24 protein-coding genes are annotated in these 25,095 nt (G+C 61.7%); 9 read left to right on the top strand and 15 right to left on the bottom strand.

What is annotated here, in order from left to right; all coding sequences use genetic code 11:
• Nucleotides 1-7: 7 nt before the first annotated feature.
• Nucleotides 8-1,228, top strand: a complete 1,221-nt coding sequence (locus E1K68_RS17805; protein WP_003192321.1) for a putative DNA modification/repair radical SAM protein — start codon at nt 8-10, stop codon at nt 1,226-1,228.
• Entirely contained in the window at nt 1,225-2,058 is an 834-nt protein-coding gene (locus E1K68_RS17800; RefSeq protein WP_137204342.1) for a TIGR03915 family putative DNA repair protein, read from the top strand. The genes E1K68_RS17805 and E1K68_RS17800 overlap by 4 nt, the downstream gene beginning before the upstream one ends.
• A 401-nt stretch (nt 2,059-2,459) precedes the next feature.
• Here E1K68_RS17800 and E1K68_RS17795 read toward each other — a convergent pair whose 3' ends face one another.
• The 7 genes from E1K68_RS17795 to E1K68_RS17765 form a co-directional block, all read right to left on the bottom strand.
• Nucleotides 2,460-2,957, bottom strand: a complete 498-nt coding sequence (locus E1K68_RS17795) for an Lrp/AsnC family transcriptional regulator (RefSeq protein ID WP_003192319.1) — start codon at nt 2,955-2,957, stop codon at nt 2,460-2,462.
• A gap of 4 nt (nt 2,958-2,961) precedes the next feature.
• Complete coding sequence (locus E1K68_RS17790) at nt 2,962-3,792, bottom strand: ATP-binding cassette domain-containing protein (protein WP_003192318.1); 831 nt, start codon at nt 3,790-3,792, stop codon at nt 2,962-2,964.
• A gap of 3 nt (nt 3,793-3,795) precedes the next feature.
• A complete protein-coding gene (locus E1K68_RS17785; RefSeq protein ID WP_003192316.1) occupies nt 3,796-4,509 on the bottom strand; it encodes an ABC transporter permease in 714 nt (237 codons plus the stop codon).
• Nucleotides 4,506-5,207, bottom strand: a complete 702-nt coding sequence (locus E1K68_RS17780) for an ABC transporter permease (RefSeq protein WP_003192315.1) — start codon at nt 5,205-5,207, stop codon at nt 4,506-4,508. The genes E1K68_RS17785 and E1K68_RS17780 overlap by 4 nt, the downstream gene beginning before the upstream one ends.
• A 137-nt stretch (nt 5,208-5,344) precedes the next feature.
• Complete coding sequence (locus E1K68_RS17775) at nt 5,345-6,124, bottom strand: ABC transporter substrate-binding protein (RefSeq protein WP_003192314.1); 780 nt, start codon at nt 6,122-6,124, stop codon at nt 5,345-5,347.
• A gap of 227 nt (nt 6,125-6,351) precedes the next feature.
• Nucleotides 6,352-7,398 carry an ornithine cyclodeaminase gene (locus E1K68_RS17770; protein ID WP_057711223.1) on the bottom strand — a complete coding sequence of 349 codons (1,047 nt, stop codon included), beginning with the start codon at nt 7,396-7,398 and terminating at the stop codon, nt 6,352-6,354.
• 11 nt (nt 7,399-7,409) lie between these two features.
• Entirely contained in the window at nt 7,410-8,336 is a 927-nt protein-coding gene (locus tag E1K68_RS17765; protein WP_057974965.1) for an arginine deiminase-related protein, read from the bottom strand.
• A gap of 283 nt (nt 8,337-8,619) precedes the next feature.
• Between E1K68_RS17765 and E1K68_RS17760 the strand changes: the two genes are divergently transcribed.
• On the top strand, nt 8,620-9,516 hold the full coding sequence (locus E1K68_RS17760; protein WP_080765526.1) for a GNAT family acetyltransferase: 897 nt from the start codon (nt 8,620-8,622) through the stop codon (nt 9,514-9,516).
• 43 nt (nt 9,517-9,559) lie between these two features.
• Here the strand turns inward: E1K68_RS17760 and E1K68_RS17755 are convergent, their stop codons facing one another.
• From E1K68_RS17755 to E1K68_RS17730, 6 genes are all read right to left on the bottom strand, one after another.
• The gene (locus tag E1K68_RS17755; protein WP_032900759.1) at nt 9,560-9,841 is read right to left on the bottom strand and encodes a hypothetical protein; all 282 of its coding nucleotides are present in this window, start codon (nt 9,839-9,841) and stop codon (nt 9,560-9,562) included.
• A gap of 392 nt (nt 9,842-10,233) precedes the next feature.
• Nucleotides 10,234-11,253: a branched-chain amino acid aminotransferase gene (locus tag E1K68_RS17750; RefSeq protein ID WP_003192309.1), complete on the bottom strand. Its 1,020-nt coding sequence runs from the start codon at nt 11,251-11,253 to the stop codon at nt 10,234-10,236.
• A gap of 204 nt (nt 11,254-11,457) precedes the next feature.
• Entirely contained in the window at nt 11,458-12,837 is a 1,380-nt protein-coding gene (lpdA, locus tag E1K68_RS17745; protein ID WP_212614488.1) for a dihydrolipoyl dehydrogenase, read from the bottom strand.
• A 4-nt stretch (nt 12,838-12,841) separates the two neighbouring features.
• Entirely contained in the window at nt 12,842-14,107 is a 1,266-nt protein-coding gene (locus E1K68_RS17740) for a dihydrolipoamide acetyltransferase family protein (RefSeq protein WP_003192307.1), read from the bottom strand.
• Entirely contained in the window at nt 14,108-15,166 is a 1,059-nt protein-coding gene (locus E1K68_RS17735) for an alpha-ketoacid dehydrogenase subunit beta (protein ID WP_005789444.1), read from the bottom strand.
• Nucleotide 15,167: 1 nt separating this feature from the next.
• Nucleotides 15,168-16,403 (bottom strand): 3-methyl-2-oxobutanoate dehydrogenase (2-methylpropanoyl-transferring) subunit alpha, encoded by a 1,236-nt coding sequence (locus E1K68_RS17730; protein ID WP_003192305.1) that lies wholly within the window; start codon nt 16,401-16,403, stop codon nt 15,168-15,170.
• Nucleotides 16,404-16,598: 195 nt separating this feature from the next.
• Here E1K68_RS17730 and bkdR point away from each other — a divergent pair, with 195 nt between their 5' ends.
• On the top strand, nt 16,599-17,087 hold the full coding sequence (bkdR, locus tag E1K68_RS17725) for a Bkd operon transcriptional regulator BkdR (RefSeq protein WP_003174877.1): 489 nt from the start codon (nt 16,599-16,601) through the stop codon (nt 17,085-17,087).
• Nucleotides 17,088-17,599: 512 nt separating this feature from the next.
• Here the strand turns inward: bkdR and E1K68_RS17720 are convergent.
• Nucleotides 17,600-18,463, bottom strand: a complete 864-nt coding sequence (locus E1K68_RS17720) for an MBL fold metallo-hydrolase (RefSeq protein ID WP_212614487.1) — start codon at nt 18,461-18,463, stop codon at nt 17,600-17,602.
• A 94-nt stretch (nt 18,464-18,557) separates the two neighbouring features.
• On the opposite strand from E1K68_RS17720, the gene E1K68_RS17715 reads away from it, so the two are divergent.
• From E1K68_RS17715 to E1K68_RS17695, 5 genes are all read left to right on the top strand, one after another.
• Entirely contained in the window at nt 18,558-18,893 is a 336-nt protein-coding gene (locus E1K68_RS17715) for a metalloregulator ArsR/SmtB family transcription factor (RefSeq protein ID WP_003174875.1), read from the top strand.
• 51 nt (nt 18,894-18,944) lie between these two features.
• Nucleotides 18,945-20,189: an FAD/NAD(P)-binding oxidoreductase gene (locus E1K68_RS17710; protein ID WP_212614486.1), complete on the top strand. Its 1,245-nt coding sequence runs from the start codon at nt 18,945-18,947 to the stop codon at nt 20,187-20,189.
• Entirely contained in the window at nt 20,190-20,996 is an 807-nt protein-coding gene (locus E1K68_RS17705; protein ID WP_212614485.1) for a sulfite exporter TauE/SafE family protein, read from the top strand.
• 231 nt (nt 20,997-21,227) lie between these two features.
• Complete coding sequence (locus E1K68_RS17700) at nt 21,228-22,871, top strand: MFS transporter (protein WP_003192300.1); 1,644 nt, start codon at nt 21,228-21,230, stop codon at nt 22,869-22,871.
• Entirely contained in the window at nt 22,868-24,013 is a 1,146-nt protein-coding gene (locus E1K68_RS17695) for an HlyD family secretion protein (protein ID WP_003192298.1), read from the top strand. The genes E1K68_RS17700 and E1K68_RS17695 overlap by 4 nt, the downstream gene beginning before the upstream one ends.
• A gap of 121 nt (nt 24,014-24,134) precedes the next feature.
• Here the strand turns inward: E1K68_RS17695 and E1K68_RS17690 are convergent, their stop codons facing one another.
• Entirely contained in the window at nt 24,135-24,995 is an 861-nt protein-coding gene (locus E1K68_RS17690; RefSeq protein ID WP_212614484.1) for an aldose 1-epimerase, read from the bottom strand.
• Nucleotides 24,996-25,095: the final 100 nt, after the last annotated feature.

Genomic DNA, 25,095 nt, shown 5'->3' with positions numbered 1-25,095 from the left:
GCCCTCCATGCAGTTGATCGAAAAACTCAGCATCCTCGCCGACGCCGCCAAGTACGACGCGTCCTGCGCCAGCAGTGGCGCGCCCAAGCGCAGTTCCGAGGGCAAGGCGGGGCTGGGTTCCACCAATGGCATGGGCATCTGCCACAGCTACACGCCCGATGGCCGTTGCGTGTCGTTGCTCAAGGTGTTGCTCACCAACTTCTGCCTCTACGACTGCCAATACTGCGTCAACCGCCGCTCCAGCGACGTGCCCCGTGCGCGCTTCAGCCCCGAGGAGGTGGTCACCCTGACCCTGGATTTCTACAAGCGCAATTGCGTCAGCGGGCTGTTCCTCAGTTCCGGCATCATCCGTTCGTCGGACTACACCATGGAGCAACTGGTGCGGGTCGCCAAGCTGCTGCGCGAAGAGCATGACTTTCGCGGTTATATCCACCTCAAGACCATCCCCGATGCCGACCCGGCCCTGATCGCCGAGGCCGGCCGTTATGCCGATCGCCTCAGCGTGAACATCGAACTGCCCACCGACGCCAGCCTGCAAACCCTGGCGCCCGAGAAGCAGATCGGCTCGATCAAGCAGGCCATGCAGACCATCTACACCGGCGAGCAGACGGTGCTCAATGAACCCCGCGCGCCTCGTTTCGCCCCGGCCGGGCAGAGCACGCAGATGATCGTCGGCGCCGATGACACCGACGACAGCACCATCCTGCACGGTGCCGAGGCGTTGTACGGCAATTTCAAGCTGCGCCGTGTGTATTACTCGGCATTCAGCCCCATTCCCAACAGCCCGAAAAGCGTGCCTTTAGCCGCGCCGCCGCTGATGCGCGAGCACCGCTTGTACCAGGCTGATTTCCTGTTGCGCAGTTACGGTTTCCGCGCCAATGAGCTGTTCGCCGGCCCCGGTGACCTGGCACTGGATATCGACCCCAAGCTGGCCTGGGCCCTGGAGCACCGCGAGGTGTTCCCCCTGGACCTGAACCGCGCCGAGCCCACCCTGATCGCACGTATCCCCGGCATCGGCCTGCGCACCACCCAGCGCCTGGTCGACCTGCGCCGTGAACGCAAGATCCGCTTCGAAGACCTGGCGCGCATGCGCTGCGTGTTGGCCAAGGCCAAGCCGTTTTTCATCACCAGCGACTACCACCCGCAACAGGCCGACAGCACCAGTGTGTTGCTGCGTGAACAACTGCGTGATCGCCCGCAGCCGCAACAGATGGGGCTGTGGGGATGATCAGCCTGGAATGCGACAACCTGTTCAGCACTTGGCGCGAACAGGCACGCTGGTTGCTCAGCCATCAGGTCGACCCTAGCCAGGTGAGCTGGGGCCAGATGCAGGCGGCAGACCTGTTTGCTACCGATCAACCGATCCCACCAGGGATGGGGCCGTTTCAGGCGCGCATACCCAAGGCGTTGTTGCAATTACTGGAGTCCGCTGCCTGTTATCACGGTGATCAGCGCTGGAGCCTGCTGTATGAAGTGCTGTGGCGGGTCAGCCATGGTGATCGCACGGCCATGCTGGCAGGGGACAAGCTTGGCAGCGAGTTGCAACGGCGCATCAAGCAAGTCAGCCGGGAGGCCCACCACTTGCACGCGTTTGTGCGCTTCATCGCGCTGCCGGCCGGGGCCGGGTCGGAACTGCCGGAGTACGTGGCCTGGCATGAGCCGGCCCATGACATTCTCAAGAGCGCCAGCGAGCACTTTGTCGGGCGCATGGGCCGCCACCGCTGGATGATCGCCACGCCCCTGGACGGGGTGTACTACGACGGCGAACAACTGATTCATCAGCGCCAGTGCCCCGAGGCCTGGCAGCAACTGGCACAGAATGTTGAAGATCCCCACAGCGCCATGTGGCTGACCTACTACAGCCACATCTTCAACCCGGCGCGGCTCAATCCCAAAGTGATGGAAGGGCATTTGCCCAGCCGCTTCTGGAAGAATTTGCCGGAGGGCAAGTTGATTCCGGGGCTGATCAGTGAAGCCCGCACGGGCAAGCAGAAAGATGGGCAGGCGAAGCTGGTGGGTGCCAAGCCAGGCAAAAGAATATTAAGTGGGCAGGGGTGAATGATCGTTCCCACGCTCTGCGTGGGAATGCCACCCTGGACGCTCCGCGTCTGCTCTTGAAGTTTTGTGACGCGGAGCGTCATTGGATGCATTCCCACTCAGAGCGTGGGAACGAGCTAGCTGGATCAGGCCAGTTCGGTTGATCGTTCCCACGCTCTGCGTGGGAATGCCACCCTGGACGCTCCGCGTCTGCTCTTGAAGTTTTGTGACGCGGAGCGTCATTGGATGCATTCCCACGCAGAGCGTGGGAACGAGCTAGCTGGATCAGGCCAGTTCGGTTGATCGTTCCCACGCTCTGCGTGGGAATGCCACCCTGGACGCTCCGCGTCTGCTCTTGAAGTTGTGACGCGGAGCGTCATTGGATGCATTCCCACGCAGAGCGTGGGAACGAGCTAGCTCGTTCAGGCCAGTTCGGTCGCGGTGTTCTTGACCACCGCCAACTCCGGATGCGCCACCAACTTATCAATGTGCAACTCATCATTGTTCAACCAGGTCTCGGTCAGCACCCGGTAATGCTCCATGTCGCGGCAGCGCATGCGCAGGCTGTAGTCGAACGGCCCGCTGATCAACTGGCATTCGAACACCTGCGGGCAGGCTTTGACGCAGGCTTCGAAGGCCTTTTGCGCCGAGCGCCCGCTTTGGTTGGACAAGGCCACCAGCACCAGCAGCGACAGCCCCGGTGAGACCATCTGCACATCGATGATCGCCCCATACCCACGGATCACCCCGCGTCGCTCCAGTTTGCGCACCCGTTCCAGGCAGGGCCTGGGGGTGAGGTGCACCAGCGACGAGAGCTTTTCGTAGGTGATACGCCCCTGATGCCTGAGTACGTCGATGATCGCTTCGTCGATGCGATCCAGCGTAGGGGAAGAATGGGGTCCGTTGGCCTTGGTATCCATGAGTTCACTTCAAACGGTTGGAAAGAAATTGCTGCAAGCGTTCGCTGGTGGGATGGTCGAGGATCTCGGCGCCGCCGTGTTCCTCGACTCGGCCCTGGTGCAGGAACAGCACTTGGCTGGACACCTGGCGGGCAAAGCCCATTTCGTGGGTGACCATCAGCATGGTACGACCTTCCTCGGCCAACGTCTGTATGACTTTGAGCACTTCTCCTACAAGTTCCGGGTCCAGGGCCGAGGTGGGTTCATCGAACAGGATAATCTCCGGTTCCATTGCCAGCGCGCGCGCAATGGCCACGCGCTGCTGCTGGCCACCGGACAGGAACGCCGGATATTGGTCCGCCACGCGGCTCGGCAGGCCGACCTTGTCCAGGTACAGCCGCGCACGCTTCTCGGCTTCGGCGGCGCTCACGTTCAGCACCCGGCGCGGGGCCATGGTGATGTTTTCCAGCACGGTCATGTGGCTCCACAGGTTGAAGTGCTGGAACACCATGGCCAGGCGCGTACGCAGGTTTTGCAGTTGCGCCTGGTGCGGCGCACGGGTGCCGGCGCGGCCTGGTTGCATTTCGATGCTGATACCGTCCAGGGTGATCACCCCGGCGTCAGGCTGTTCCAGAAAGTTGATGCACCGCAGCATCGTGCTTTTGCCCGAACCGCTGGCGCCGATCAAGCTGATCACATCGCCCTGGCGTGCGTTGAGGGACACGCCCTTGAGCACTTCGTGTTCGCCGTAGCGTTTATGGATACCTTCGACTTGCAGCTTGATGGCCGCCGTGGCGGTGTTGCCGACGGGTACATCCATTGGATAAGCGGCCAGGGCCTGCGCGGACTGGTTCATGGGTTAGCCTCGGGTAGGAACAAGAAAGCGCATCCAGCGACGTTCGGCCAGCCTGAACAGGCCCACCAGTGCAAAGGACAGCAGCATGTAGAGCAGGGCGGCGATGCCGAAAGCCTGGAAGGTCAGGAACGTCTCGGCATTCGCATCGCGGGCGACCTTGAGGATGTCGGCGACGGTGGCGGTGAACGCCAGCGACGTGGCGTGCAGCATCAGGATCATTTCATTGCTGTAGGCCGGCAGGGCACGACGCAAGGCGGCGGGCACGATCACAAACAGGTTCAGCCGCCAGCCGTGCAGGCCATAGGCGCGTGCCGCTTCGATCTCGCCATGGGGAATGTTGCGGATCGCCCCGGCGAAAATTTCCACGGTGTAGGCGCAGGTGTTGAGCACAAACGCCAACAGCGTGCAGTTCAGCGCATTGCGGAAAAACTGGTTGAGCAAGGCGTTGTCCTGCACCACCTCCAGGCTGTACAGCCCGGTGTAGCAAATCAGCAGTTGGATATACAGCGGCGTGCCGCGGAACAGGTAGGTGTAGACCTCCACCGGCCAGCGCAGCCAGAAATGCTCTGACACGCGTGCCAGCGCCAGGGGGATCGACAGGCCGAAGCCGAGCACCACCGAGATAATGAACAGCCACAAGGTCATGGCAACACCGGACACACCGCTGCCATCGCTGAACAGGTAGGCCAGGCCGTATTGCTGGAACAGTTCGATCATCGCGCCATCCCCTTGATGCCCAGGTTATAGCGCCGTTCCAGGCGCTTGAAGATGCGGTTGGAGAGAGTGGTAATCACCAGGTACACCAGGCCCGCGAGGATCAGGAAGTACAGCGGCTCACTCGTGGACTTGCCAGCGTTCTGCGCGGCCTTGACCAGGTCTGACAGGCCGATGATCGACACCAGCGCCGTGGACTTGAGCAGCACCAGCCAGTTATTGCCCAGGCCCGGCAGGGCAAAGCGCATCAGTTGCGGGAACAGCACCAGGTGAAAGCGCTGCCAGCGGCTCAGGCCGTAGGCGGTGGCGGCTTCCAGTTGGCCGGCCGGCACACTGAGGATCGCGCCCCGGAAGTTCTCGGTGAAATACGCCCCGTAGATAAACCCCAGGGTGACCACCCCGGCGGTAAACGGGTCGATTTCAACGTAGTTCCAGCCGAACGCTTCGGTCAGGTCGTTGAGCCACAGTTGCAGGCTGTAAAAGATCAGCAGGATCAGCACCAGGTCCGGCACGCTGCGGATCAACGTGGTGTAGAGCGTGGCCGGCACACGCAGCCATTTGGCGCTGGAGAGTTTGGCGCCAGCGGCGACCAGGCCCAGGGTAAGGCTCAGAGCCAGGGCGAGGAACGCCAGCTTGAGCGTCATCCAGGCACCCTGGGCCAGCATCGGGCCGTAGCCTTGCAGGTTGAGGAGGTCGTTCATGGGGAAATCTCGAAGGAGCGCACGTATTTATTGTGGGAGCTGGCTTGCCTGCGATAGCGGTGGTGCGGTCACGGCATGGGTGCCTGAACCACGGCTATCGCGGGCAAGCCCGCTCCCACATGGGCACGGGTTGCCGGTTACTCGTTGTAGATGTCCTGATCGCCAAAGTATTTCTTCTGGATCTTGGCGTAGGTGCCATCGGCCTGGACGGCGGCTATGCCCTTGTTGATCAGCTCACGCAGAGCCTGGTCGTTCTTGCGCAGGCCCATGGCGATGTCCAGGGGCAGGGTTGGGTCCTTGAAGGCCGGGCCGGTCTTGAAGTCGGCGCCTTCGGGTTTGGACAGGAAGTTGAGCTGGGCTTCGAGCTTGTCCGTCAGGGTGGCGTCGAGGCGGCCATTTTGCAGGTCGGCATAGTTCTGTTCCTGGGACTGGTACGCCTTGATCTGTGCACCGAGCTTGGCCAGGTGCGCGCGGGCATAGGCTTCCTGCAACGAGCCTTGCAGCACGCCGACCTGCTTGCCGTTCAGCGACTCGGGGGTGTCACCGAAGGTGGCGTTTTTGCGGGTGATCACCGAGGTGGGGCTGAGGAACAGCCGGTCAGTGAAGTCGATGACTTTCTCGCGGGCCGGGGTCACGGCCATGGAAGACATGATCGCGTCGAACTTGCGCGCACGCAGGGCCGGGATCATGCCGTCGAATTCGTTGTGCACCCAGGTGCATTTCACTTCGAGCTTGGCGCAGATGGCGTTGCCCAATTCGATATCGAAGCCTTGCAGGCTGCCATCGGCGGCGACGGATTCGAAGGGCGGGTATTCGGGGAACACGCCAAACCGGATTTCTTTCCAGTCCTGGGCGTGGGCGGCGGTGGCGCACAGTGGCAACAGCAACGCAGCGAAGAGTGATCGCAGAGGAGTCATGTGTCGGTCCCTATATTTTGTAATTGATGTCAGGGGCAGTGAATAACTGGGAGCAGAGAATGCTTCATGATGGTGCGTTTTTTGTGTCGTTTACCCCCTGCGCAAAGCGCAAATTGCGCTGTTAAAACATGCAATGCAGCGGAATCGGCTGTGACACCGGCAAAATCGGCTTTTAACCCAGCAGAATCTGGCCTGCCCTGGGCGCAAAGCGGCAGGCCAGAGCGGTTTCAAGCGCGCTTTTTATGCTGTACCAAAGGTTGCTGGGCCAGGCGTGCGAACAGGTTCTTCGGGTCGGCCAGGTCCGGCACCAGCTCCAGCTCACTGCCCACTTCCAGGGCTTTGGCCACGTCCAGTACGTAGCGCAGGGCCGAGTAGTCTTCGATGGCAAAACCCACTGAGTCGAACAGGGTGATTTGGCGGTCATTCTCGCGGCCCGGCTGTTGGCCGTTGATCACTTGCCACAGCTCGGTGACCGGCGAATCTTCCGGCATATGCTGGATTTCGCCTTCGATGCGGCTTTGCGGTTCGTACTCGACGATCACCCGGGCGCGCTCGACGATGCGGCGGTCCAGCTCGGTCTTGCCCGGGCAGTCACCGCCCACGGCATTGAGGTGCATGCCTGGCTCGATCATCTCGTCAGTCAGGATGGTGGCGTAGGCCTTGTCCGCAGTCACGGTGGTGACAATGTCCGCGCCTTTGACCGCCTCGGCGACGCTGGCGGCCAGGATCACCTTGATCGCCGGGAACGCTTTGAGGTTGGCGGCGAGCTTGGCGGTGGCCTGGGGGTCGATGTCGAACAGGCGGATTTCAGTAATGCCGAGCATGGCGTGGAAGGCCAGGGCCTGGAATTCGCTTTGGCAGCCGTTGCCGATCAGCGCCATGCTGCGGCTGTTGGCGCGGGCCAGGTAGCGGGCGACCAGGGCCGAGGTGGCGGCGGTGCGGATCGCAGTGGTCAGGGTCATTTCCGCCAGCAGCACCGGCTTGCCGGTGTCGACGTCGCCCAAGGCACCGAACGCCATCACGGTGAGCATGCCGGCCAGGGTGTTTTTCGGATGGCCGTTGACGTACTTGAAGGCGTACAGCGAGGCGTCGGACACCGGCATCAGCTCGATCACGCCATCCGGTGAATGGTTGGCCAGGCGCGCGCATTTTTCGAAATCCTGCCAGCGCAGGTAGTCGGCGCGAATGTAGTCGGCCATCTCGGTGATGCAGGTTTGCAGGCCTTTTTGCGAAACCAGGTAGCTGAGGTCGTTGACGTCGATATAACGGGTCATGGCAAAACTCCTTATTGAAATGAGGGACGGGCCGGCAGATGCACTTCGGCCAGCATGCAGCGGGCACTGCCGCCGCCGATGCGTTCGATGTTGTCGATGTTCACCACCACCGGCCGCGTATGGCGCTCCACATGCTGGCGCTGCGCCGGATGCAGGGCGCCCCAGGCGCTGGCGGACATCACCAGCAACGGCTGGCCGTCCCGGTCGTGGACCTCCAGCATGTTGCCGGCGAAGGCTTCCAGCTGGTCGAAGTCCAGGCTGAGGATGTCCTTGCCGGTGTCACGCAGGGAGCGTTCCAGGGCCAGGCGCTCGCTGTCGTCGGGTAGGGCCTGCAGGCACACCACCGCGAGGTCGCGGCCGACGCTCATCATCACGTTGCTGTGGTAGATGGGGGCCTGGTGACGGTCCAGGGCGTGGAACACGCAAAGTTGGTAGTCGAGGCGTTCGGCAAACTGGCGCAGCGCCGCATGGTGGGTGCGCCCCGAATGGCAGGCGTAGCTGATGCGGTGCTGGCGGTCGAGCACCATGCTGCCGGTGCCTTCCAGGAAGATGTTCTGTTGTTCCAGGTGGCTGAGGTCGATGGTGGTATTGATCGCAAAGCGTTGCTCCAAGACTTGCAGCACGCCCTTGTTGCGCTCCAGTCGGCGGTTCTGGCCTTCCATGGGGTAGAGCACCAGGCTGCCGTCGGCATGGCTGCTCCACCAGTTGTTGGGGAAGATCGAGTCGGGCGTGTGGGGCGCCGGCGTGTCCTGCACCACCAGCACTTCCACGCCGTGCTGGCGCAGGGTGTCGACATAACCGTCGAACTCCTCCAGCGCTTTGTGCTGTGCACTGAGCGGGTCCAGCGGCGGGCGTTGGAAACGGTTGTTGATCGCGGTATCCGGGTTGAAGGCAAAGCGCGCCGGGCGGATCATCAGGACGGTGTTGGTGGTTTGCATGGGGGCACGGGTCCGTTGGGGATCTTGTGCCGCTATTTTGTGCGTTGTGGGGAAAGGATCCCGGCTGAAACAGCGGGGTGGCTCAGCCAAGAAAGCTGAAAACGGGAGTGGCGCAGCCGAATCGGCTGCCAAGTTGAAATGCAATCAAACTGTGGGAGCTGGCTTGCCTGCGATAGCGGTGTGTCAGCCCCATTAATCTGACTGATACACCGCTATCGCAGGCAAGCCAGCTCCCACATTGGTATTGTGGTGTTTGTTATCGCTGTGTCAGCCAGGAGGAACCATGTCTACCGCTGTTCGCCTTGCCCAACCCTCAGATGCCGAGGGCATCAGTGAAGTCATCCTGGCTGCGCTGCACAGCAGCAACGCGCGTGATTACCCCGCGGATGTGATTGCGCGGGTTGCCAGCAACTTCACCCCCGACGCGGTGCTGGCGTTGCTCCAGCGGCGGGTGGTGCTAGTGGCAACGGAGGATCAACTGATCGTCGCTACGGCGGCACTGGATGGCAATGTGGTGCGCTCGGTGTTCGTCAACCCGGCACTGCAAGGGCAGGGCATCGGCCGGCTATTGATGATCGAAATCGAACTGCGCGCCCGTGAAGCCGGCGTGACGGTCTTGAGCGTGCCGTCCTCGCTGACGGCGCAAGCCTTCTACGCCAAGCTGGGTTTTCACAACGTGCGTGACGTGTACCACGGCAACGAGCGCACGTTGGTGATGGAAAAGGCGCTGTTGTCCCGCCACCCCATCGGGCCGTATCGCGACCGTCAGCACCGTGCCCAGGTGATTGAGTTATGGCAGCAGGCGTTTGGCTATGACACGGCCCATAACCTGCCGAGCCTGGCGATTGATAAGAAACTGACGGTCAATGACGGGTTGTTCTTTGTTGCCACCGACAACAACGCTGTGATCGGTACCATCCTCGCCGGCTATGACGGCCATCGTGGCTGGCTGTATTCGGTGGCGGTGCATACCGACTATCGGCGCCATGGCCTGGGATCGTCGCTGGTGCGCTATGCCGAACAGGCGTTGACGGCGCTGGGTTGCATGAAGATCAACCTGCAGATCACCGGCGGCAATGACGCGGTGGTGGGGTTTTATGAGGCGCTGGGGTATGGGGTGGAGCCGAGGATCAGTATGGGTAAGAGGATCGTTGAGTGTATTCCAGGACAAAGTAGATGACCGACAGCACTCTGATCACCCGTCTAACCTTTGAGGCTTACGCTTATTTTTTTTTCTGCTTCGCGGTATAGCCTTTCATTGCCGCAAAAGCATTCGCCAAGTTCAGAAACAGGATCTTGTCGTCAATATCCCCTTCGACATCGCCGTCACCGTCGGCATCCCCCGGGCTTGAGGAACGGTCATAAAAACCATTTTTCTCGCTGGAACTGGCATACACCAGAAGAGGGTCGGGATCGTTGGGGGCATTCAGTACTTCCATCAATATTTCTTTGCTTGCGTCACCTTCGAAGTCATCTGTCGTGAGGTGAATAATAAAGCTGCCCATGAGGTGTCTCCTTGAGGTTTGGTGAGAATCCAGCCTCTGCATTTATAATCCCGATCCCTGCGCATCTCTACTGTCAAACTTGACAGGGTGGATGCATTTACAGTTGATCGTTCCCGCGCTCTGTGTGGGGGTTCCGCCTGGGACGCTCCGCGTCCCGCTGGACAACTTAGGGTTTTGTGAGGCGCTGGGGAATGGGGTGGGGCTGAAGATCAGTATGGGCAAGAAGATTGCAGAGAATATTGCGCCACGTTCTTGAAGGCGCAGAAACCAGTGTGGGAGCTGGCTTGCCTGCGATAGCGGTGGGTCTGTAGCCAATATGCTGGCTGACAGTTTGCTATCGCAGGCAAGCCAGCTCCCACAAGTTTTTGTGGTGTCGCTGGAGTTTGTGGCTGTTAGACCTTGACGATCCAACCCGCTGGCGCTTCCACATCACCGGTCTGCACACCGGTCAGTTCTTTGTAGAGCTTCTGGGTGATCGGGCCCACTTCGGTTTCGCTATGGAACACGTGCAGCTTGCCGTTGTACTGGATGCCGCCGATAGGCGAGATCACGGCAGCGGTACCGCAGGCGCCGGCTTCCTTGAATTGGTCCAGCTTGTCGATGAACACTTCGCCCTCGACCACTTCCAGGCCCAGGCGGGTCTGGGCCAGTTCGATCAGCGACAGGCGGGTGATGCCTGGCAATACCGAAGGCGACTTCGGCGTGATGAACTGGTTGTCGTGGGTGATCCCGAAGAAGTTGGCCGAGCCGACTTCTTCGATTTTCGAATGGGTCATCGGGTCCAGGTAGATCGCGTCGGCGAAGCCGGATTTCTTCGCTTCCGAACCCGGCATCAGGCTGGCGGCGTAGTTGCCACCGACCTTGGCGGCACCGGTGCCTTGCGGCGCGGCGCGGTCGTAGCCGGAAATCTGGAAGTTGTGCGGCACCAGGCCGCCCTTGAAGTAGGCACCGACCGGGATGCAGAACACCGAGAAGATGAACTCCGGCGCGGTACGCACGCCGATGTTGTCACCGGTGCCGATCACGAACGGGCGCAGGTACAGCGCGCCGCCGCTGCCGTACGGCGGGATGAAGCGCTCGTTGGCCTTGACCACTTGCTTGCACGCGTCGATGAACGCGTCGGTCGGCACTTGTGGCATCAGCAGGCGGCCACAGCTGCGCTGCATGCGGGCAGCGTTCTGGTCCGGGCGGAACAGGTTGATCGAACCGTCCTTGCAACGGTAGGCCTTCAGGCCCTCGAAGCATTGCTGGCCATAATGCAGGGCAGTGGAGCCCTCGCTGATGTGCAGCACATTGTCGTCGGTCAGGGTGCCTGCTTGCCATTCGCCGTTTTTCCAGACCTGGAGAAACCGCTTGTCGGTCTTGATGTAGTCAAAACCCAGCTTGTCCCAATTGATGCTCTCGTTACCCATGACACCCTCTATCTCTGGTCAAGTCGGATTTTTTTCTGGATGGGCGCAACAATACTGCATTCTTGGCCGGTGTGGGAGCAGGGCGGCGGACCATTCAACCTCTGCATTGGCTGATCCACCGCTATCGCGGGCAAGCCCGGCTCCCACATTGGAATGCATTTCAAGTGTGGGAGCTGGCTTGCCTGCGATGGCCACGCCGCGGTTTTACAGGTGCAACGCGTGCCCCAACGCCCGCAACGCCGCTTCCTGCACCGCTTCACCCAGGGTCGGGTGGGCATGGATGGTGCCCGCTACGTCTTCCAGGCGCGCGCCCATTTCCAGGCTCAGGCCGAACGCGGTCGACAGCTCGGACACCCCAGCCCCCACCGCTTGCCAGCCAACAATCAAGTGATTGTCGCGCCGTGCCACCACCCGCACGAAGCCGGCTTTGGACTCCAGCGTCATGGCCCGGCCATTGGCGGCGAACGGGAAGCTCGACACGATGCAGTCCAGGCCGGCCGCCTTGGCCTCGTCCGGGGTCTGGCCGACCACCACCAGTTCCGGGTCGGTAAAACACACCGCGGGTATCGCCGCCGGGTTGAATTCGCGGGCTTTGCCGCTGATCAGTTCGGCAACCATTTCGCCCTGGGCCATGGCCCGGTGCGCCAGCATCGGCTCGCCACTGAGGTCGCCAATGGCATACACGTTGCGCATGCTGGTCTGGCAGCGGCTGTCGATCTTGATCGCCGCGCCGTTCATGTCCAGGTTCAGCGCTTCGAGGTTCCAGCCCTGGGTGTTGGGTTTGCGCCCTACGGCTACCAGCACCTGGTCGGTGTCCAGTGCCAAGGTGTCGCCGCTGGGCGCACGCACTTGCAGTTTGCCGTCGGTAAAACCGGTGACGCTGTGTTCCAGGTACAGCTTCACGCCGAGTTTCTTCAGGGATTCAGCCACCGGCAGGGTCAGCTCGGCGTCGTAGGCCGGCAGGATGTGGGCCTGGGCCTCGACCACACTGACGTCGGCACCGAGCTTGCGGTAGGCAATTCCCAGTTCCAGGCCGATATAACCACCGCCCACCACGATCAGGCGCTTGGGCACGTGTGTCGGTGCCAGGGCTTCGGTGGAGGAGATGATCGGCCCGCCAATCGGCAGCATCGGCAGGTTGACGCTCTTCGAACCGGTTGCCAGCAGCAGGTGTTCGCACTGGATGCGCTGCTCGCCCACCTCGACAGTCTTGCCGTCGATGACCTTGGCCCAGCCGTGGATCACCTGCACCTTGTGCTTCTTCAACAGCGCGGCGACGCCGGTGGTCAGGCGGTCAACGATGCCGTCTTTCCATTCCACGCTCTTGCGGATGTCCAGGGTCGGTACATCCACTTCAATGCCCAGTTGCGAGCCCTGGCTATGGTGCACGGTTTGCTGGAACTGTTCGGCCACATGAATCAGGGCCTTGGAGGGAATGCAGCCGATGTTCAGGCAGGTGCCGCCCAGTGCCTGGCCTTCCACCAGGATGGTCTGGATGCCCAGTTGGCCGGCGCGAATCGCCGCCACATAACCGCCAGGGCCGCCGCCGATAATCAGCAGCGTGGTATGCAATGTCTGAGTCATGCCCTTACTCCAGGAACAGGCTGGCGGGTTGTTCGAGCAGGCCGCGAATGGCCTGGATGAATTGCGCCGCGTCCATGCCATCGACCACACGGTGATCGAAGGAACTGGAGAGGTTCATCATTTTGCGCACCACGATCTGGCCCTTGATCACCATCGGCCGCTCAACGATGCGGTTGACGCCGACGATGGCCACTTCCGGGAGGTTCAGCACTGGCGTGCTGACAATGCCGCCCAGGGCGCCGAGGCTGGTCAGGGTAATGGTCGAACCGGACAGCTCTTCACGGCTGGCCTTGCCTGTACGTGCGGCGTTGGCCAAACGCGCGATTTCTTCGGCAGTGCCCCACAGGCTGCGAGCTTCGGCGTGGCGCACCACCGGCACCATCAGGCCCACGTCGCTCTGGGTGGCGACGCCCACGTGCACGGCGCCAAGGCGCGTGATGACCTGGGCTTCGTCGTCGTAACGGGCGTTGATCTGCGGGAAGTCGCGCAAGGCGACAACCATGGCCCGTACGATAAACGGCAGCAGGGTCAGCTTGCCGCGTGTCGCACCGTGTTTTTCGTTGAGGTGCACACGCAACTCGTCGAGGGCGGTGACGTCGATCTCTTCCACGTAGCTGAAATGCGCGGCGCGGCGGGTGGCGTCCTGCATGCGCTGGGCGATCTTGCGGCGCATGCCGATCACCGGGATCTGGTGTTCGTCAGTACGCTCGGCATACGGGTTGGCGGCGCTGGCGCCCGTTGCCGGGCCCTGGCGCAAGTAAGCCTCCAGGTCTTCGTGCAGAATCCGGCCCGCAGGCCCGGTGCCCTGCACCAGGCGCAGTTGAATCCCGGCATCCAGCGCGTGTTTGCGCACGGCAGGCGAGGCCAATGGGCGGTCGCTGGCTTCGCGGGCCACGGGGGCTTGCGGTGCTTTCACTACTGCTGCGGGCTTGCTTTCTACCGGCGCCTGTACCGGTTTGGCTTCGGCCACAGCAGGCGCGGCTTTCGCAGGTTCGGCAACCACCGGCACATCCTTGGTATTGCCTGCGCCTTCCACTTCAATGCTGATCAAAATACTGCCCACTGCCATGACCTCACCCGGCTCGCCGCCCAGAGAAATCACCTTGCCATGGACCGGCGAGGGAATATCCACCATCGCCTTGTCGGTCATCACATCCGCCAGCACCTGGTCTTCAACCACCAGGTCGCCGACCTTTACATGCCATACCGACAGTTCAACTTCCGCGATGCCTTCGCCAATGTCCGGCATCTTGATAACGTGCGTGCCCATTCAGACCTCCATGACCCGTTTCAACGCCGCGCCCACTCGGGACGGCCCTGGGAAATACGCCCACTCCTGCGCGTGCGGGTAGGGGGTGTCCCAACCGGTGACGCGTTCGATCGGCGCTTCCAGGTGGTGGAAGCAATGCTCTTGCACCAGCGAGACCAACTCGGCACCAAAGCCGCAGGTGCGCGTGGCCTCATGCACCACCACGCAACGGCCGGTCTTTTTCACCGACTTGACGATGGTCTCCAGGTCCAGCGGCCACAGGCTGCGCAGGTCGATAACCTCGGCGTCGATGCCGGTTTCTTCGGCGGCAACTTGCGACACATATACGGTGGTGCCGTAGGTCAGCACGGTCACGGCCGAACCCGGACGCACGATGGCGGCCACGTCCAGCGGCACGGTGTAGTAACCGTCCGGCACCTGGGCTTGGGGGTGTTTGGACCACGGCGTTACCGGGCGGTCGTGGTGGCCGTCGAAGGGGCCGTTATACAGGCGCTTGGGTTCGAGGAAGATCACCGGGTCATCGTTCTCGATGGAGGCGATCAGCAGGCCCTTGGCGTCATAGGGGTTGGACGGCATCACTGTGCGCAGGCCGCAAACCTGGGTGAACACCGCTTCGATACTCTGGCTGTGGGTCTGGCCGCCGTAGATGCCGCCACCGCAGGGCATGCGCATGGTCAAGGGCGCAGTGAACTGGCCGGCCGAGCGATAACGCAGGCGCGCCGCCTCGGAAATGATCTGGTCGGTGGCGGGGTAGACGTAGTCGGCGAACTGGATTTCGGCGACCGGGCGCAAGCCATAGGCGCCCATGCCCACGGCCACACCGACGATGCCGCTTTCCGAGATGGGCGCGTCAAACACCCGCGAGCTGCCGTACTTGGTCTGCAAGCCTTCGGTGCAACGGAACACGCCGCCGAAGTAGCCGACGTCCTGGCCGAACACCACCACGTTATCGTCACGTTCAAGCATCACATCCATGGCCGAGCGCAGGGCCTGGATCATGGTCATGGTGGTGGTGGTCATGGCGGTTTCCAGTTCGATACTGTTGTTGTGGTCGTTCATGTCACACCCCCAGCTCTTGACGCTGGCGCTTCAAGTGCTCCGGCATCTCTTTATAGACATCCTCGAACATGGTCGCGGCGCTTGGAATCTGGCCACCGGCCAGGGTGCCGTACTGTTCGGCTTCCTTCTGCGCCTTGACCACTTCGGCTTCAAGCTCGGCACTGACCGCCGCGTGTTCCTCTTCGGACCACTGGCCAATCTTGATCAGGTGCTGCTTGAGGCGGGCAATCGGGTCGCCCAGGGGGAAGTGGCTCCAGTCGTCGGCGGGACGGTACTTGGATGGGTCATCGGAGGTGGAGTGCGGGCCGGCGCGGTAGGTGACCCACTCGATCAGGGTGGGCCCCAGGTTGCGGCGCGCACGCTCGGCAGCCCAGGCCGAGGCAGCGTACACGGCGATAAAGTCGTTGCCGTCCACGCGCAGGGAGGCGATGCCGCAACCGACGCCGCGTCCGGCGAAGGTGGTGGCTTCACCGCCAGCGATGGCCTGGAAGGTGGAGATGGCCCACTGGTTGTTGACCACGTTGAGGATCACCGGCGCGCGGTACACGTGGGCGAAGGTGAGGGCGGTGTGAAAGTCCGATTCCGCGGTGGCGCCGTCGCCGATCCAGGCCGAGGCGATCTTGGTATCGCCCTTGATCGCCGAGGCCATGCCCCAGCCCACGCCCTGGACGAATTGGGTGGCGAGGTTGCCGGAAATAGTGAAGAAGCCCGCCTCCTTGACCGAATACATGATCGGCAACTGGCGGCCCTTGAGCGGGTCGCGCTCGTTGGACAGCAGTTGGCAGATCAGGTCTACCAGCGGCACGTCGCGGGCCATCAGGATGCTTTGCTGGCGGTAGGTGGGGAAGCACATGTCGTCGATATTCAAGGCCAGGGCCTGGGCGCTGCCGATGGCTTCTTCGCCAAGGCTTTGCATGTAGAACGACATTTTTTTCTGACGCTGGGCGACCACCATGCGGTTGTCGAAGATACGCGTCTTGAGCATCGCACGCATGCCGCGGCGCATGATCTCGGTGGAGACACCCTCGGCCCACGGGCCAAGGGCCTGGCCCTGGTCGTCGAGCACGCGGATCAGGCCCTTGGCCAGGTCGGCGGTGTCGGCCGGTTCTACGTCGATGGCGGGTTTGCGTACCAGGCCGGCGTCGGTCAAACGCAGGTAGGTGAAGTCGGTCTTGCAACCTGGGCGGCCCGAGGGTTCGGGAACGTGCAGGCGCAGCGGTGCATACGGCTGGGTCATGGCTTTCTACGCTCTATCTTGTGAATTTCTTGTAGTGGGCGCGCTAGCTGACAGTCAGTCTTCGGGTAGAAGAAATCTTGTCCTACAACAATCATAGGCGTGGCGTAGAAGAATATTTATCTCTGTTTCATTGCGTCGCCGGCTATTTGCGGATAAAAAAACTGCATAAACATAATAAACAGGTGATTTTGTCTCATGCGCAAACTGGACCGTACCGATATCGGCATTCTCAACGCCCTGCAGGAGAATGCCCGGATCACCAATGCCGACCTGGCTCGCTCGGTCAACCTGTCGCCCACGCCGTGTTTCAACCGGGTCAAGGCGATGGAAGAACTGGGGCTGATTCGTGAGCAGGTTACGCTGCTGGATGCTGATCTGCTGGGGCTGCACGTCAATGTGTTCATCCACGTGAGCCTGGAAAAACAGAACGAGCTGGCGCTGCAGCAATTTGAAGGGGCGATCTCGGACCGACCGGAGGTGATGGAGTGTTACCTGATGGCGGGTGACCCGGACTATTTGATCCGCGTGTTGGTGCCCACGATTCAGTCGCTGGAGCGTTTCATGATGGATTTTTTGACTAAGGTGCCGGGGGTGGCGAACATTCGCTCCAGCTTTGCCTTGAAGCAGGTGCGCTACAAAACCGCGCTGCCGTTGCCGGCCAACGGCATCAGCCTCGGTTCCTGATTCAACACGGGACAAAATGTGGGGCTTGCCTGTGATGACGGCACCCCGCGATCCAACTGTGGGAGCTGGCTTGCCTGCGAAGACGGCCTCACAGTCAATGCAGCTGGATTGTGTACATATCCATTCCTGCGGTAACGGCCACTTAGGGTTCCGCCCTGACGGCGGCTCACTTTCGAAAAGCGCGAAAGTAAGCAAAGCGCTCTTGCCCCACCACTCGGCACCTCGCTTAGGCTCGGTGTGCCCGTAATCCGCCAGTGATTTGGGGGGCCGCCGCCACGCGCCATCCATGGCGCGGGGCGGCTAAACCGGCATCCCTGCCGGTTTACCCCCCAAATCCCTGTCGAATTCCGGCCAGCGTGGTTTGACGGGGCGCCTAAGATCAAGATCAAGATCAAGATCAAAAGCAGAGCAAGAGCAAGAGCAAGAGCAAGAGCAAGAGCAAGAGCAAGAGCAAGAGCAAGAGCGACTCGCTTCGCATCGTGGTTACCGTTGAACGCTACAACGCTGTGCTTCTAGAGTTGGTTGAGGGGGATTTTCAGGTAGGTCACGCCGTTTTCTTCCGCCGGCGGCATATTTCCCGCTCGCACATTTACTTGGATCGCCGGCAGCAACAACGTTGGCATGCCCAATCCAGCATCGCGCTGGGTGCGCATCTGTACAAACGCCGCTTCATCCACGCCGTCATGCACATGGATATTGCCCGCCCGCTGTTCCGCCACGGTGGTCTGGCATTTGGCTTCTCGACCCTCGGGTGGATAGTCATGACACACGTACAGCTTGGTGTCTGAAGGGAACGCCAGCAGCTTGCGCATCGACGCGTACAACTGCCGCGCATCACCGCCGGGGAAGTCGCAACGGGCGGTGCCGACGTCGGGCATGAACAGGGTGTCGCCCACCAGGATCAAGCGGCCGTCGATCAGATAGGCCATGTCGGCGGGGGTGTGTCCGGGCACGTGTAGGGCCTGGGCCTTCAAGTTGCCGATGTGAAAAAATTCATCCGGTGCAAACAGGTGATCGAACTGCGAGCCGTCCACTCGAAATTCCGGCTCCAGGTTGAACAGGTTCTTGAACACACCCTGCACCTTGCTGATGGATTCGCCGATCGCGATCTTGCCGCCCAAGGTGCGACGCAGGTAGGGCGCGGCGGACAGGTGGTCAGCATGGGCGTGGGTTTCCAGCAGCCACTGCACGTGCAGGCCATGCTCTCGCACAAAGGCAATCACCTTGTCGGCCTGGGCGGTGTCGGTGCGGCCGGACGCCGGGTCGTAATTGAGTACCGAGTCGACAATGGCGCAGGGGCCGCCATCGGCCTCATAGACGATATAGGTGTAGGTCGACGATGCGTCATCCAGAAAGGCTTGAATCAACGCTGGCATGGCGGCTGTCTCTGCTTGGGAAAAAAGTGGTTACAATCAGTTTACGTTTACACATAATGTTTTGAGCTTAAGTGACATAAAGGACCCGAGGCAAATGGAATCTACGTTGAGTGAGGGCGAGGTCGCCCAGTTGCGTGCTTCGGCGTCCAAGGCCTGTGCCTTGCTCAAGGCCCTGGCCAATGAAGACCGCTTGTTGATCCTGTGCCAGTTGACCCAGGGCGAGCGCAACGTCGGTGAGCTGGAAGCCTTGACCGGTGTACGCCAGCCCACCCTGTCACAACAGTTGGGCATCCTGCGCGATGAAGGGTTGGTCGCCACCCGTCGGGAAGGCAAATACATTTTCTACGGGCTGGCCAGCCACGAAGTGATTCAAGTGATGAAGACCCTGTCCGGCCTGTATTGCGGCGCGGTCATAAAAAGTTGGGCGTGACGCCATCCGGCAGCGACCCTTGTGTGCATTGACTCAAAAAGGCAGTAGACAATGACCGAACAACACTGGGGACCCACCATCAGTGGCGATATCGTAGTCATCGGCGGCGGCTCGGCAGGCATCGGCCTGCTGGCCAGCCTGCTCAAGCGCGACCCGCACCTGAACATCACCCTCATCGAACCTAACGACTACCACTGCTACCAGCCGGCCTGGACCCTGGTCGGCGGCGGCGCCTACGACCTGCACAAGACCCGCCGGCCCCTGGCCGATGTGCTGCCCAATGGCGTGAGCTGGGTGCAGGCCGCTGTCAGCGAAGTGCTGCCCGGTGAAAGCACCCTGGTGCTCGACAACGGCCAACGCGTCACCTGGAAAAACCTCATCGTCTGCCCTGGCCTGCGCCTGGCCTGGGAAAGAATCGAAGGCCTGCAAGACACCTTGGGCCAACACGGCGTCACCTCCAACTACAGCTATGAGCACGCCGCGTACACCTGGCAGTTGGTGCAGCAGCTCAAGGGCGGCAAGGCGTTGTTCACCCAGCCGGCCATGCCGATCAAATGCGCCGGCGCGCCGCAAAAAGCCATGTACCTGTCCTGCGACCACTGGCTCAAGCAGGGCAACCTCAAACACATCGACGTCGAATTCAACCTGGCCGGTGCCGCGTTGTTTGGTGTGCCGACCTTTGTGCCGCCCTTGATGAAGTACGTCGAAAAATACAACGCGCGCCTGGCGTTCAATTCCAACCTGGTGAAAGTCGATGGCCCGGCGCGCAAAGCCTGGTTTGAAGTCAAAGACGCCCAAGGTAACGCGACGGTCGAAGAGAAAACCTTCGACATGCTCCACGTCGTACCGCCGCAGGTCGCTCCGGATTTTATCCGCGAAAGCCTGCTCGCCGACGCCGCCGGCTGGTGCGAAGTGAACCCCCACAGCCTGCAACACCTGCGCTACCCGCATATCTTCGGCCTGGGCGATGTGTGCGGCACCACCAACGCCAAGACGGCGGCAGCGGTGCGCAAGCAAATCGTGGTGGTGGCCGAAAACCTGCTGGCCCTGCGCAAACAGGCGCCATTGCCGCTCAAGTACGACGGTTATGGTTCCTGCCCATTGACGGTGGAGAAGGGCAAGGTGGTGCTGGCCGAGTTTGGCTATGGCGGCAAGTTGCTGCCGACTTTTGCTCTCGATCCAACGCAGGCGCGCCGTTCGATGTGGTTCCTCAAGGCCACGCTGCTGCCGTGGTTCTACTGGAACGGCATGCTCAAGGGCCGCGAGTGGCTGACCCGCCTGAGCAAGGTGGACTGAATGCTGCTCGTCAGTCTGTTAGGGGTATTGATGGGCCTGGTCATGGGCCTGACCGGCGCGGGCGGCGGCATCCTCGGGGTGCCGGCGCTGGTGCTGGGGCTGGGCTTGACCATGACCCAGGCCGCGCCCGTGTCATTGCTCGCGGTGGGCGCGGCGGCAGCGGTCGGGGCCATCGATGGTTTACGCCATGGCCTGGTGCGTTACCGCGCGGCACTACTGATCGCCTTGCTCGGCGCGCTGTTTTCGCCGTTGGGCGTGTTCGTCGCCCACCAACTCTCGGAACCGGTGCTGATGGGCTTGTTCAGCGCGCTGATGGTGCTGGTGGCCTGGCGCATGCTGCAACGGGAAAAGCGCGAGGCCGGGCCGAGTGACCATGGCTCGGCGTCGTGGGGCCAGAAGAACTGCATGCTCAACCAGCAGACCGGGCGCCTGGCCTGGACCGCCAAATGCAGCGCCACTTTGGCAGCGTTGGGGGCGGTGACCGGCGCCGTGTCGGGTTTGCTGGGCGTGGGGGGCGGCTTCTTGATCGTGCCGGCGTTCAAGCAACTGACCGACGTGCAGATGCGCGGCATCGTCGCCACTTCCTTGATGGTGGTCAGCCTGCTGTCGCTGATCGGAGTGGCCGGTGCCTTTCATGCGGGCGTGAGTATCGAGCCAGTGGGTTGGGTGTTTATCGGCGCGAGTATCGTCGGCATGTTGGCGGGACGGCGGTTGTGTTCGGTGATCCCCGCGCGGGCCTTGCAAGTGGGGTTTGCTAGCCTGTGTGTGGTGGTGGCAGTCGGTATGTTGCTTAAAGCCTCTCTCTAAGGACGGCATGGATTGCAGTGTGGGGGCGGGCTTGCTCGCGAAGTCGTCGTGTCAGTCAATGCATCAGCAACTGATCTACCGCATTCGCGAGCACGCCCGCTCCCACATTTAGCTGTGTCTGCCTGGGGATCAAATGCGTCCTCAAGATGGCAACATGAACGCCTCTCAGGTTACTGTTCCTCTGTGTAACGGATTCACCGGCCTTGCACCCCGGCTTACCAAGGTCACCGAATGGATAAATACACCCCCCACACCTGGCAACCCCACGAGCGGCCGAGCCTGCCTGGCTCGCCGTCGACGCCGCTGCACCCTACGCATAAGCGCTGGCTCTTCGCGATGGTCGGTGTGCTGGTGGCAATTACCGGCGGCCTGGGTAACGCCCTGGTTATCGCCAACCTGCAATACCTGCAAGGCGCCCTGGGCGCGACCACCGCGGAAATGGCCTGGTTGCCCGCCGCCTATGTGATGACCAACGTGTGCATGAACCTGCTGCTGGTGAAGTTTCGCCAACAGTTCGGCCTGCGTGCGTTTACCGAGGTGTTCCTGGTGCTCTACGCGCTGGTGACCTTCGGGCATTTGTTCGTCAATGACCTCAGTTCGGCGATTGCGGTACGGGCCGCCCACGGCATGGTGGGTGCGGCGCTGAGTTCGTTGGGCTTGTACTACATGATCCAGGCATTCCCGGCCAAGTGGCGGTTGAAAGCCCTGGTGCTGGGGCTGGGCACCGCGCAGTTGGCGTTACCGCTGGCGCGGTTGTTTTCCGAAGACTTGTTGCAAATCGCTGAATGGCGGGGGCTGTATTTGTTCGAACTGGGCCTGGCGCTGATCTGCCTGGGCTGCGTGTTCCTGCTCAAGCTGCCGCCGGGCGATCGCTTCAAAACCTTTGAAAAACTCGACTTCCTGACCTTCGCCATCCTCGCCAGCGGCGTGGCCTTGCTCTGCGCAGTGCTATCTTTGGGGCGCATCGATTGGTGGCTGGAAGCGCCGTGGATCGGCGTGGCCTCGGCCTGTTCCCTGGTGCTGATCATGGCCGGGCTGGCCATCGAGCATAACCGCAGCAATCCGATGCTGATGACGCGCTGGCTGGGCAGCGGCGTGATGATCCGCCTGGCGCTGGCGGTGGTTCTGATTCGCATGGTGCTGTCCGAGCAGTCCACCGGTGCGGTGGGGTTCATGCAGATGCTGAACATGAGCTACCAGCAGATGCATACCCTGTACGTGGTGATGTTGGCCGGCGCGATTGCCGGGCTGGTGGTCAGCGCGCTGACGATCAACCCGGCGCACCTGCTGATGCCGCTGATCATCTCCCTGGCGCTGATGGCGACAGGTTCGGTGATGGACAGTTTTTCCAGCAACCTGACCCGCCCGCAGAACCTCTATATCAGCCAGTTCCTGCTAGGCTTCGGCGGTACGTTCTTCCTGGGGCCGACCATGGTGCTGGGCACCAAGAATGTGCTGACCAACCCACGCAACCTGGTGAGCTTCTCGGTGATGTTCGGGATCTGCCAGAACCTCGGTGGCCTGATCGGCGCGGCGTTGCTGGGCACCTTCCAGATCGTGCGCGAGAAGTACCATTCGAGCATGATCGTCGAGCACCTGACCCTGATCGACCCGCTTGTGGCGGCGCGGGTGCAGAGTGGTGGGGCGGCCTATGGCAAGATCGTCGCCGACCCGGAACTGCGCAACCTCATGGGCATCCGCAGCCTGGCCACGGCGGCCACCCGTGAGGCGAACGTCATGGCTTACAACGATGTCTTCATGCTGATTGCGATTATCGCGATCCTGACCATGCTGTGGATCTTCACCCGCAGCCTGTGGCTGATGAGCACTACCAAAGCAACTCCTCCTGTTCAACCCAGCGGCGCGACTTCATGACCGAACCTTCAACCACCACCACGACCGCCATTGCCGCCACGCCGGAAGGCAGCACGCCACCGGGCGCGGTGCCCACCCAGTTACGGCCTTTGCGCGTGCGTATCATCTCGTCCCTGGGCTTTGCCGCCATCGCCATCATCGGTGTGCTGATCGTGCTGTACGCCTGGCAACTGCCGCCGTTCAGCAGCGCGGTGGAAACCACCGAAAACGCCTTGGTGCGTGGGCAGGTGACGATTATCGGCCCGCAGCTCAGCGGTTATGTATTCGAAGTGCCGGTGCAGGACTTCCAGTACGTCAAGACCGGCGACCTGCTGGTGCGCCTGGACGACCGCATCTACAAGCAGCGCCTCGACCAGGCCCTGGCGCAACTGGCGGTGCAGAAAGCCTCGTTGGCCAACGTGGTGCAGCAACGCAACAGCGCCGAAGCGACCATTAAGCTGCGCCAGGCCGCTCTGGTCGACAGCCAGGCCCAGGCGCGCAAGAGCACTGCGGATTTGCGCCGCAATGAAGAACTGATCAGCGATGGTTCGGTCTCCAAACGCGAACTGGACGTGACCCGTGCTGCCAACGCGCAGACCATCGCTGCCGTGGCCCAGGCCCAGGCCAGCCTGGAAATTGCCCGCCAGGATTTGCAGACGGTGATCGTCAACCGCGGCTCCCTGGAGGCCGCTGTCGCGAGTGCCGAGGCGGCGGTGGAACTGGCGCGCATCGACCTGTCCAATACCCGCATCACGGCACCACGGGATGGTCAGCTCGGGCAGATCGGCGTGCGCCTGGGCGCGTACGTCAATTCCGGCGCGCAACTGATGGCGCTGGTGCCCAAGCAGTTGTGGGTGATTGCTAATATGAAAGAAACCCAGATGGACAATGTGCAGGTCGGCCAACCGGTGACGTTCACCGTGGATGCGCTGAACCACCGCAAATTCCATGGCACGGTGCAGCATATTTCCCCGGCGACCGGTTCCGAGTTCAGCCTGTTGCAGGCGGACAACGCCACCGGCAACTTCGTGAAGATCGCCCAGCGGGTGCCTGTGCGCATCACCGTAGACCCGGACCAGGCCGAAAGTGAACGCTTGCGACCGGGGTTGTCGGTGGTGGTGAGTATCGACACGGCCGGGCGCCTGAAAAACAGCCCACCCTGACACTGACGCATCCTCCAACTGTAGGAGCGAGCTTGCTCGCGAAAAACGTCAACGATAACGCGTGTTTTCTGAATGAACGCGGCGCCTGTGAGTTTTTCGCGAGCAAGCTCGCTCCTACAGTTCAGGCATTTGGCGTGTATTTCAGGTTGAATGCCAGGTGGGTTGACTGGCCTTGCTCCAGCAGTTTCAGGCCAGGCCTGCCTGGAAGGTGATGGGCATTCACCGGATGACTCACCGGCTCGATGCAGAAAAATTCCAACCCCGGCGGGCAGTAGAGCAGGAAGTAACCGGCGCCGCTGGCCTGGCATTCAAGGCGGTAGCCAAGCTCCGGTTGCTCGATCAGGCAGTGCCCATCCCAGCCGCAAAAGCCGTTGTCCACCAGCCCGTCTGGCAATTCCTTCAGTTGCCGGAAATCCCAATCTTCTGGAACCGATGCCAATCCTGTGGGCAGCTTGGCTGCATCACTCATCCACACCTGCCCAGCCCTGGCCTGCAGCCGCGTACCCGGCCGGCGCGGCAAGTACGGATGCAAGCCCAGCCCATGCCACGCCGGTTGCTCGGCGAGGTGAGTCACGCACAAATCGATATTCAACTCACCGTTGTCCAAGTGCACCCGCTGGCGGGCGTGATAGGCGAAGGGCGTTTCGCAGCGCAGCTCCAACACCACTTCATGTTCTGACTGGCTTGTCACCTGCCACGGCTGCTGCCAGGCTGAACCGTGAATCGGTAGAGGGTCAGTGAGGCTATTGGGTGCCAGTGCCAGCCAGCCATCGGGGTTGTCGAACCCACCTTGAGCGATTCGGTTGGACCAGGGTGCCAAGGGATAGCAGCCCAGCTTGCCCGGCAGCCCGGTATTGGTCGCCTGTGCATCGCTGTGCCGTAACAGCGGCTGCCCGGTGGCGCGCACCGTCCAGTTGACGAGGCTGCCGCCGATGGCCGGGGCGAGCACCAGATGGGTGAATTTATCCGAAAGCTCAATCACGATTGACCTGCCTGATGAAGTCAAAACAAACACTGAGGATGCAAGTGTGGGAGCTGGCTTGCCTGCGATAGCGACCTGTCAGTCGATATTCTCGGTAACT

This window comes from Pseudomonas sp. B2021 (genome assembly GCF_018135665.1).
GTDB lineage: Bacteria > Pseudomonadota > Gammaproteobacteria > Pseudomonadales > Pseudomonadaceae > Aquipseudomonas > Aquipseudomonas lactis.
Note: the sequence above shows the minus strand (reverse complement) of the source record. Positions and strands in the feature narration are given on the sequence as shown.

Coding starts and splice junctions, on each gene's coding strand:
- E1K68_RS17805 (WP_003192321.1), top strand. CDS start 8: ATGCAGTTGATCGAAAAACTCAGCATCCTCGCCGACGCCGCCAAGTAC.
- E1K68_RS17800 (WP_137204342.1), top strand. CDS start 1,225: ATGATCAGCCTGGAATGCGACAACCTGTTCAGCACTTGGCGCGAACAG.
- E1K68_RS17795 (WP_003192319.1), bottom strand. CDS start 2,957: ATGGATACCAAGGCCAACGGACCCCATTCTTCCCCTACGCTGGATCGC.
- E1K68_RS17790 (WP_003192318.1), bottom strand. CDS start 3,792: ATGAACCAGTCCGCGCAGGCCCTGGCCGCTTATCCAATGGATGTACCC.
- E1K68_RS17785 (WP_003192316.1), bottom strand. CDS start 4,509: ATGATCGAACTGTTCCAGCAATACGGCCTGGCCTACCTGTTCAGCGAT.
- E1K68_RS17780 (WP_003192315.1), bottom strand. CDS start 5,207: ATGAACGACCTCCTCAACCTGCAAGGCTACGGCCCGATGCTGGCCCAG.
- E1K68_RS17775 (WP_003192314.1), bottom strand. CDS start 6,124: ATGACTCCTCTGCGATCACTCTTCGCTGCGTTGCTGTTGCCACTGTGC.
- E1K68_RS17770 (WP_057711223.1), bottom strand. CDS start 7,398: ATGACCCGTTATATCGACGTCAACGACCTCAGCTACCTGGTTTCGCAA.
- E1K68_RS17765 (WP_057974965.1), bottom strand. CDS start 8,336: ATGCAAACCACCAACACCGTCCTGATGATCCGCCCGGCGCGCTTTGCC.
- E1K68_RS17760 (WP_080765526.1), top strand. CDS start 8,620: ATGTCTACCGCTGTTCGCCTTGCCCAACCCTCAGATGCCGAGGGCATC.
- E1K68_RS17755 (WP_032900759.1), bottom strand. CDS start 9,841: ATGGGCAGCTTTATTATTCACCTCACGACAGATGACTTCGAAGGTGAC.
- E1K68_RS17750 (WP_003192309.1), bottom strand. CDS start 11,253: ATGGGTAACGAGAGCATCAATTGGGACAAGCTGGGTTTTGACTACATC.
- lpdA (WP_212614488.1), bottom strand. CDS start 12,837: ATGACTCAGACATTGCATACCACGCTGCTGATTATCGGCGGCGGCCCT.
- E1K68_RS17740 (WP_003192307.1), bottom strand. CDS start 14,107: ATGGGCACGCACGTTATCAAGATGCCGGACATTGGCGAAGGCATCGCG.
- E1K68_RS17735 (WP_005789444.1), bottom strand. CDS start 15,166: ATGAACGACCACAACAACAGTATCGAACTGGAAACCGCCATGACCACC.
- E1K68_RS17730 (WP_003192305.1), bottom strand. CDS start 16,403: ATGACCCAGCCGTATGCACCGCTGCGCCTGCACGTTCCCGAACCCTCG.
- bkdR (WP_003174877.1), top strand. CDS start 16,599: ATGCGCAAACTGGACCGTACCGATATCGGCATTCTCAACGCCCTGCAG.
- E1K68_RS17720 (WP_212614487.1), bottom strand. CDS start 18,463: ATGCCAGCGTTGATTCAAGCCTTTCTGGATGACGCATCGTCGACCTAC.
- E1K68_RS17715 (WP_003174875.1), top strand. CDS start 18,558: ATGGAATCTACGTTGAGTGAGGGCGAGGTCGCCCAGTTGCGTGCTTCG.
- E1K68_RS17710 (WP_212614486.1), top strand. CDS start 18,945: ATGACCGAACAACACTGGGGACCCACCATCAGTGGCGATATCGTAGTC.
- E1K68_RS17705 (WP_212614485.1), top strand. CDS start 20,190: ATGCTGCTCGTCAGTCTGTTAGGGGTATTGATGGGCCTGGTCATGGGC.
- E1K68_RS17700 (WP_003192300.1), top strand. CDS start 21,228: ATGGATAAATACACCCCCCACACCTGGCAACCCCACGAGCGGCCGAGC.
- E1K68_RS17695 (WP_003192298.1), top strand. CDS start 22,868: ATGACCGAACCTTCAACCACCACCACGACCGCCATTGCCGCCACGCCG.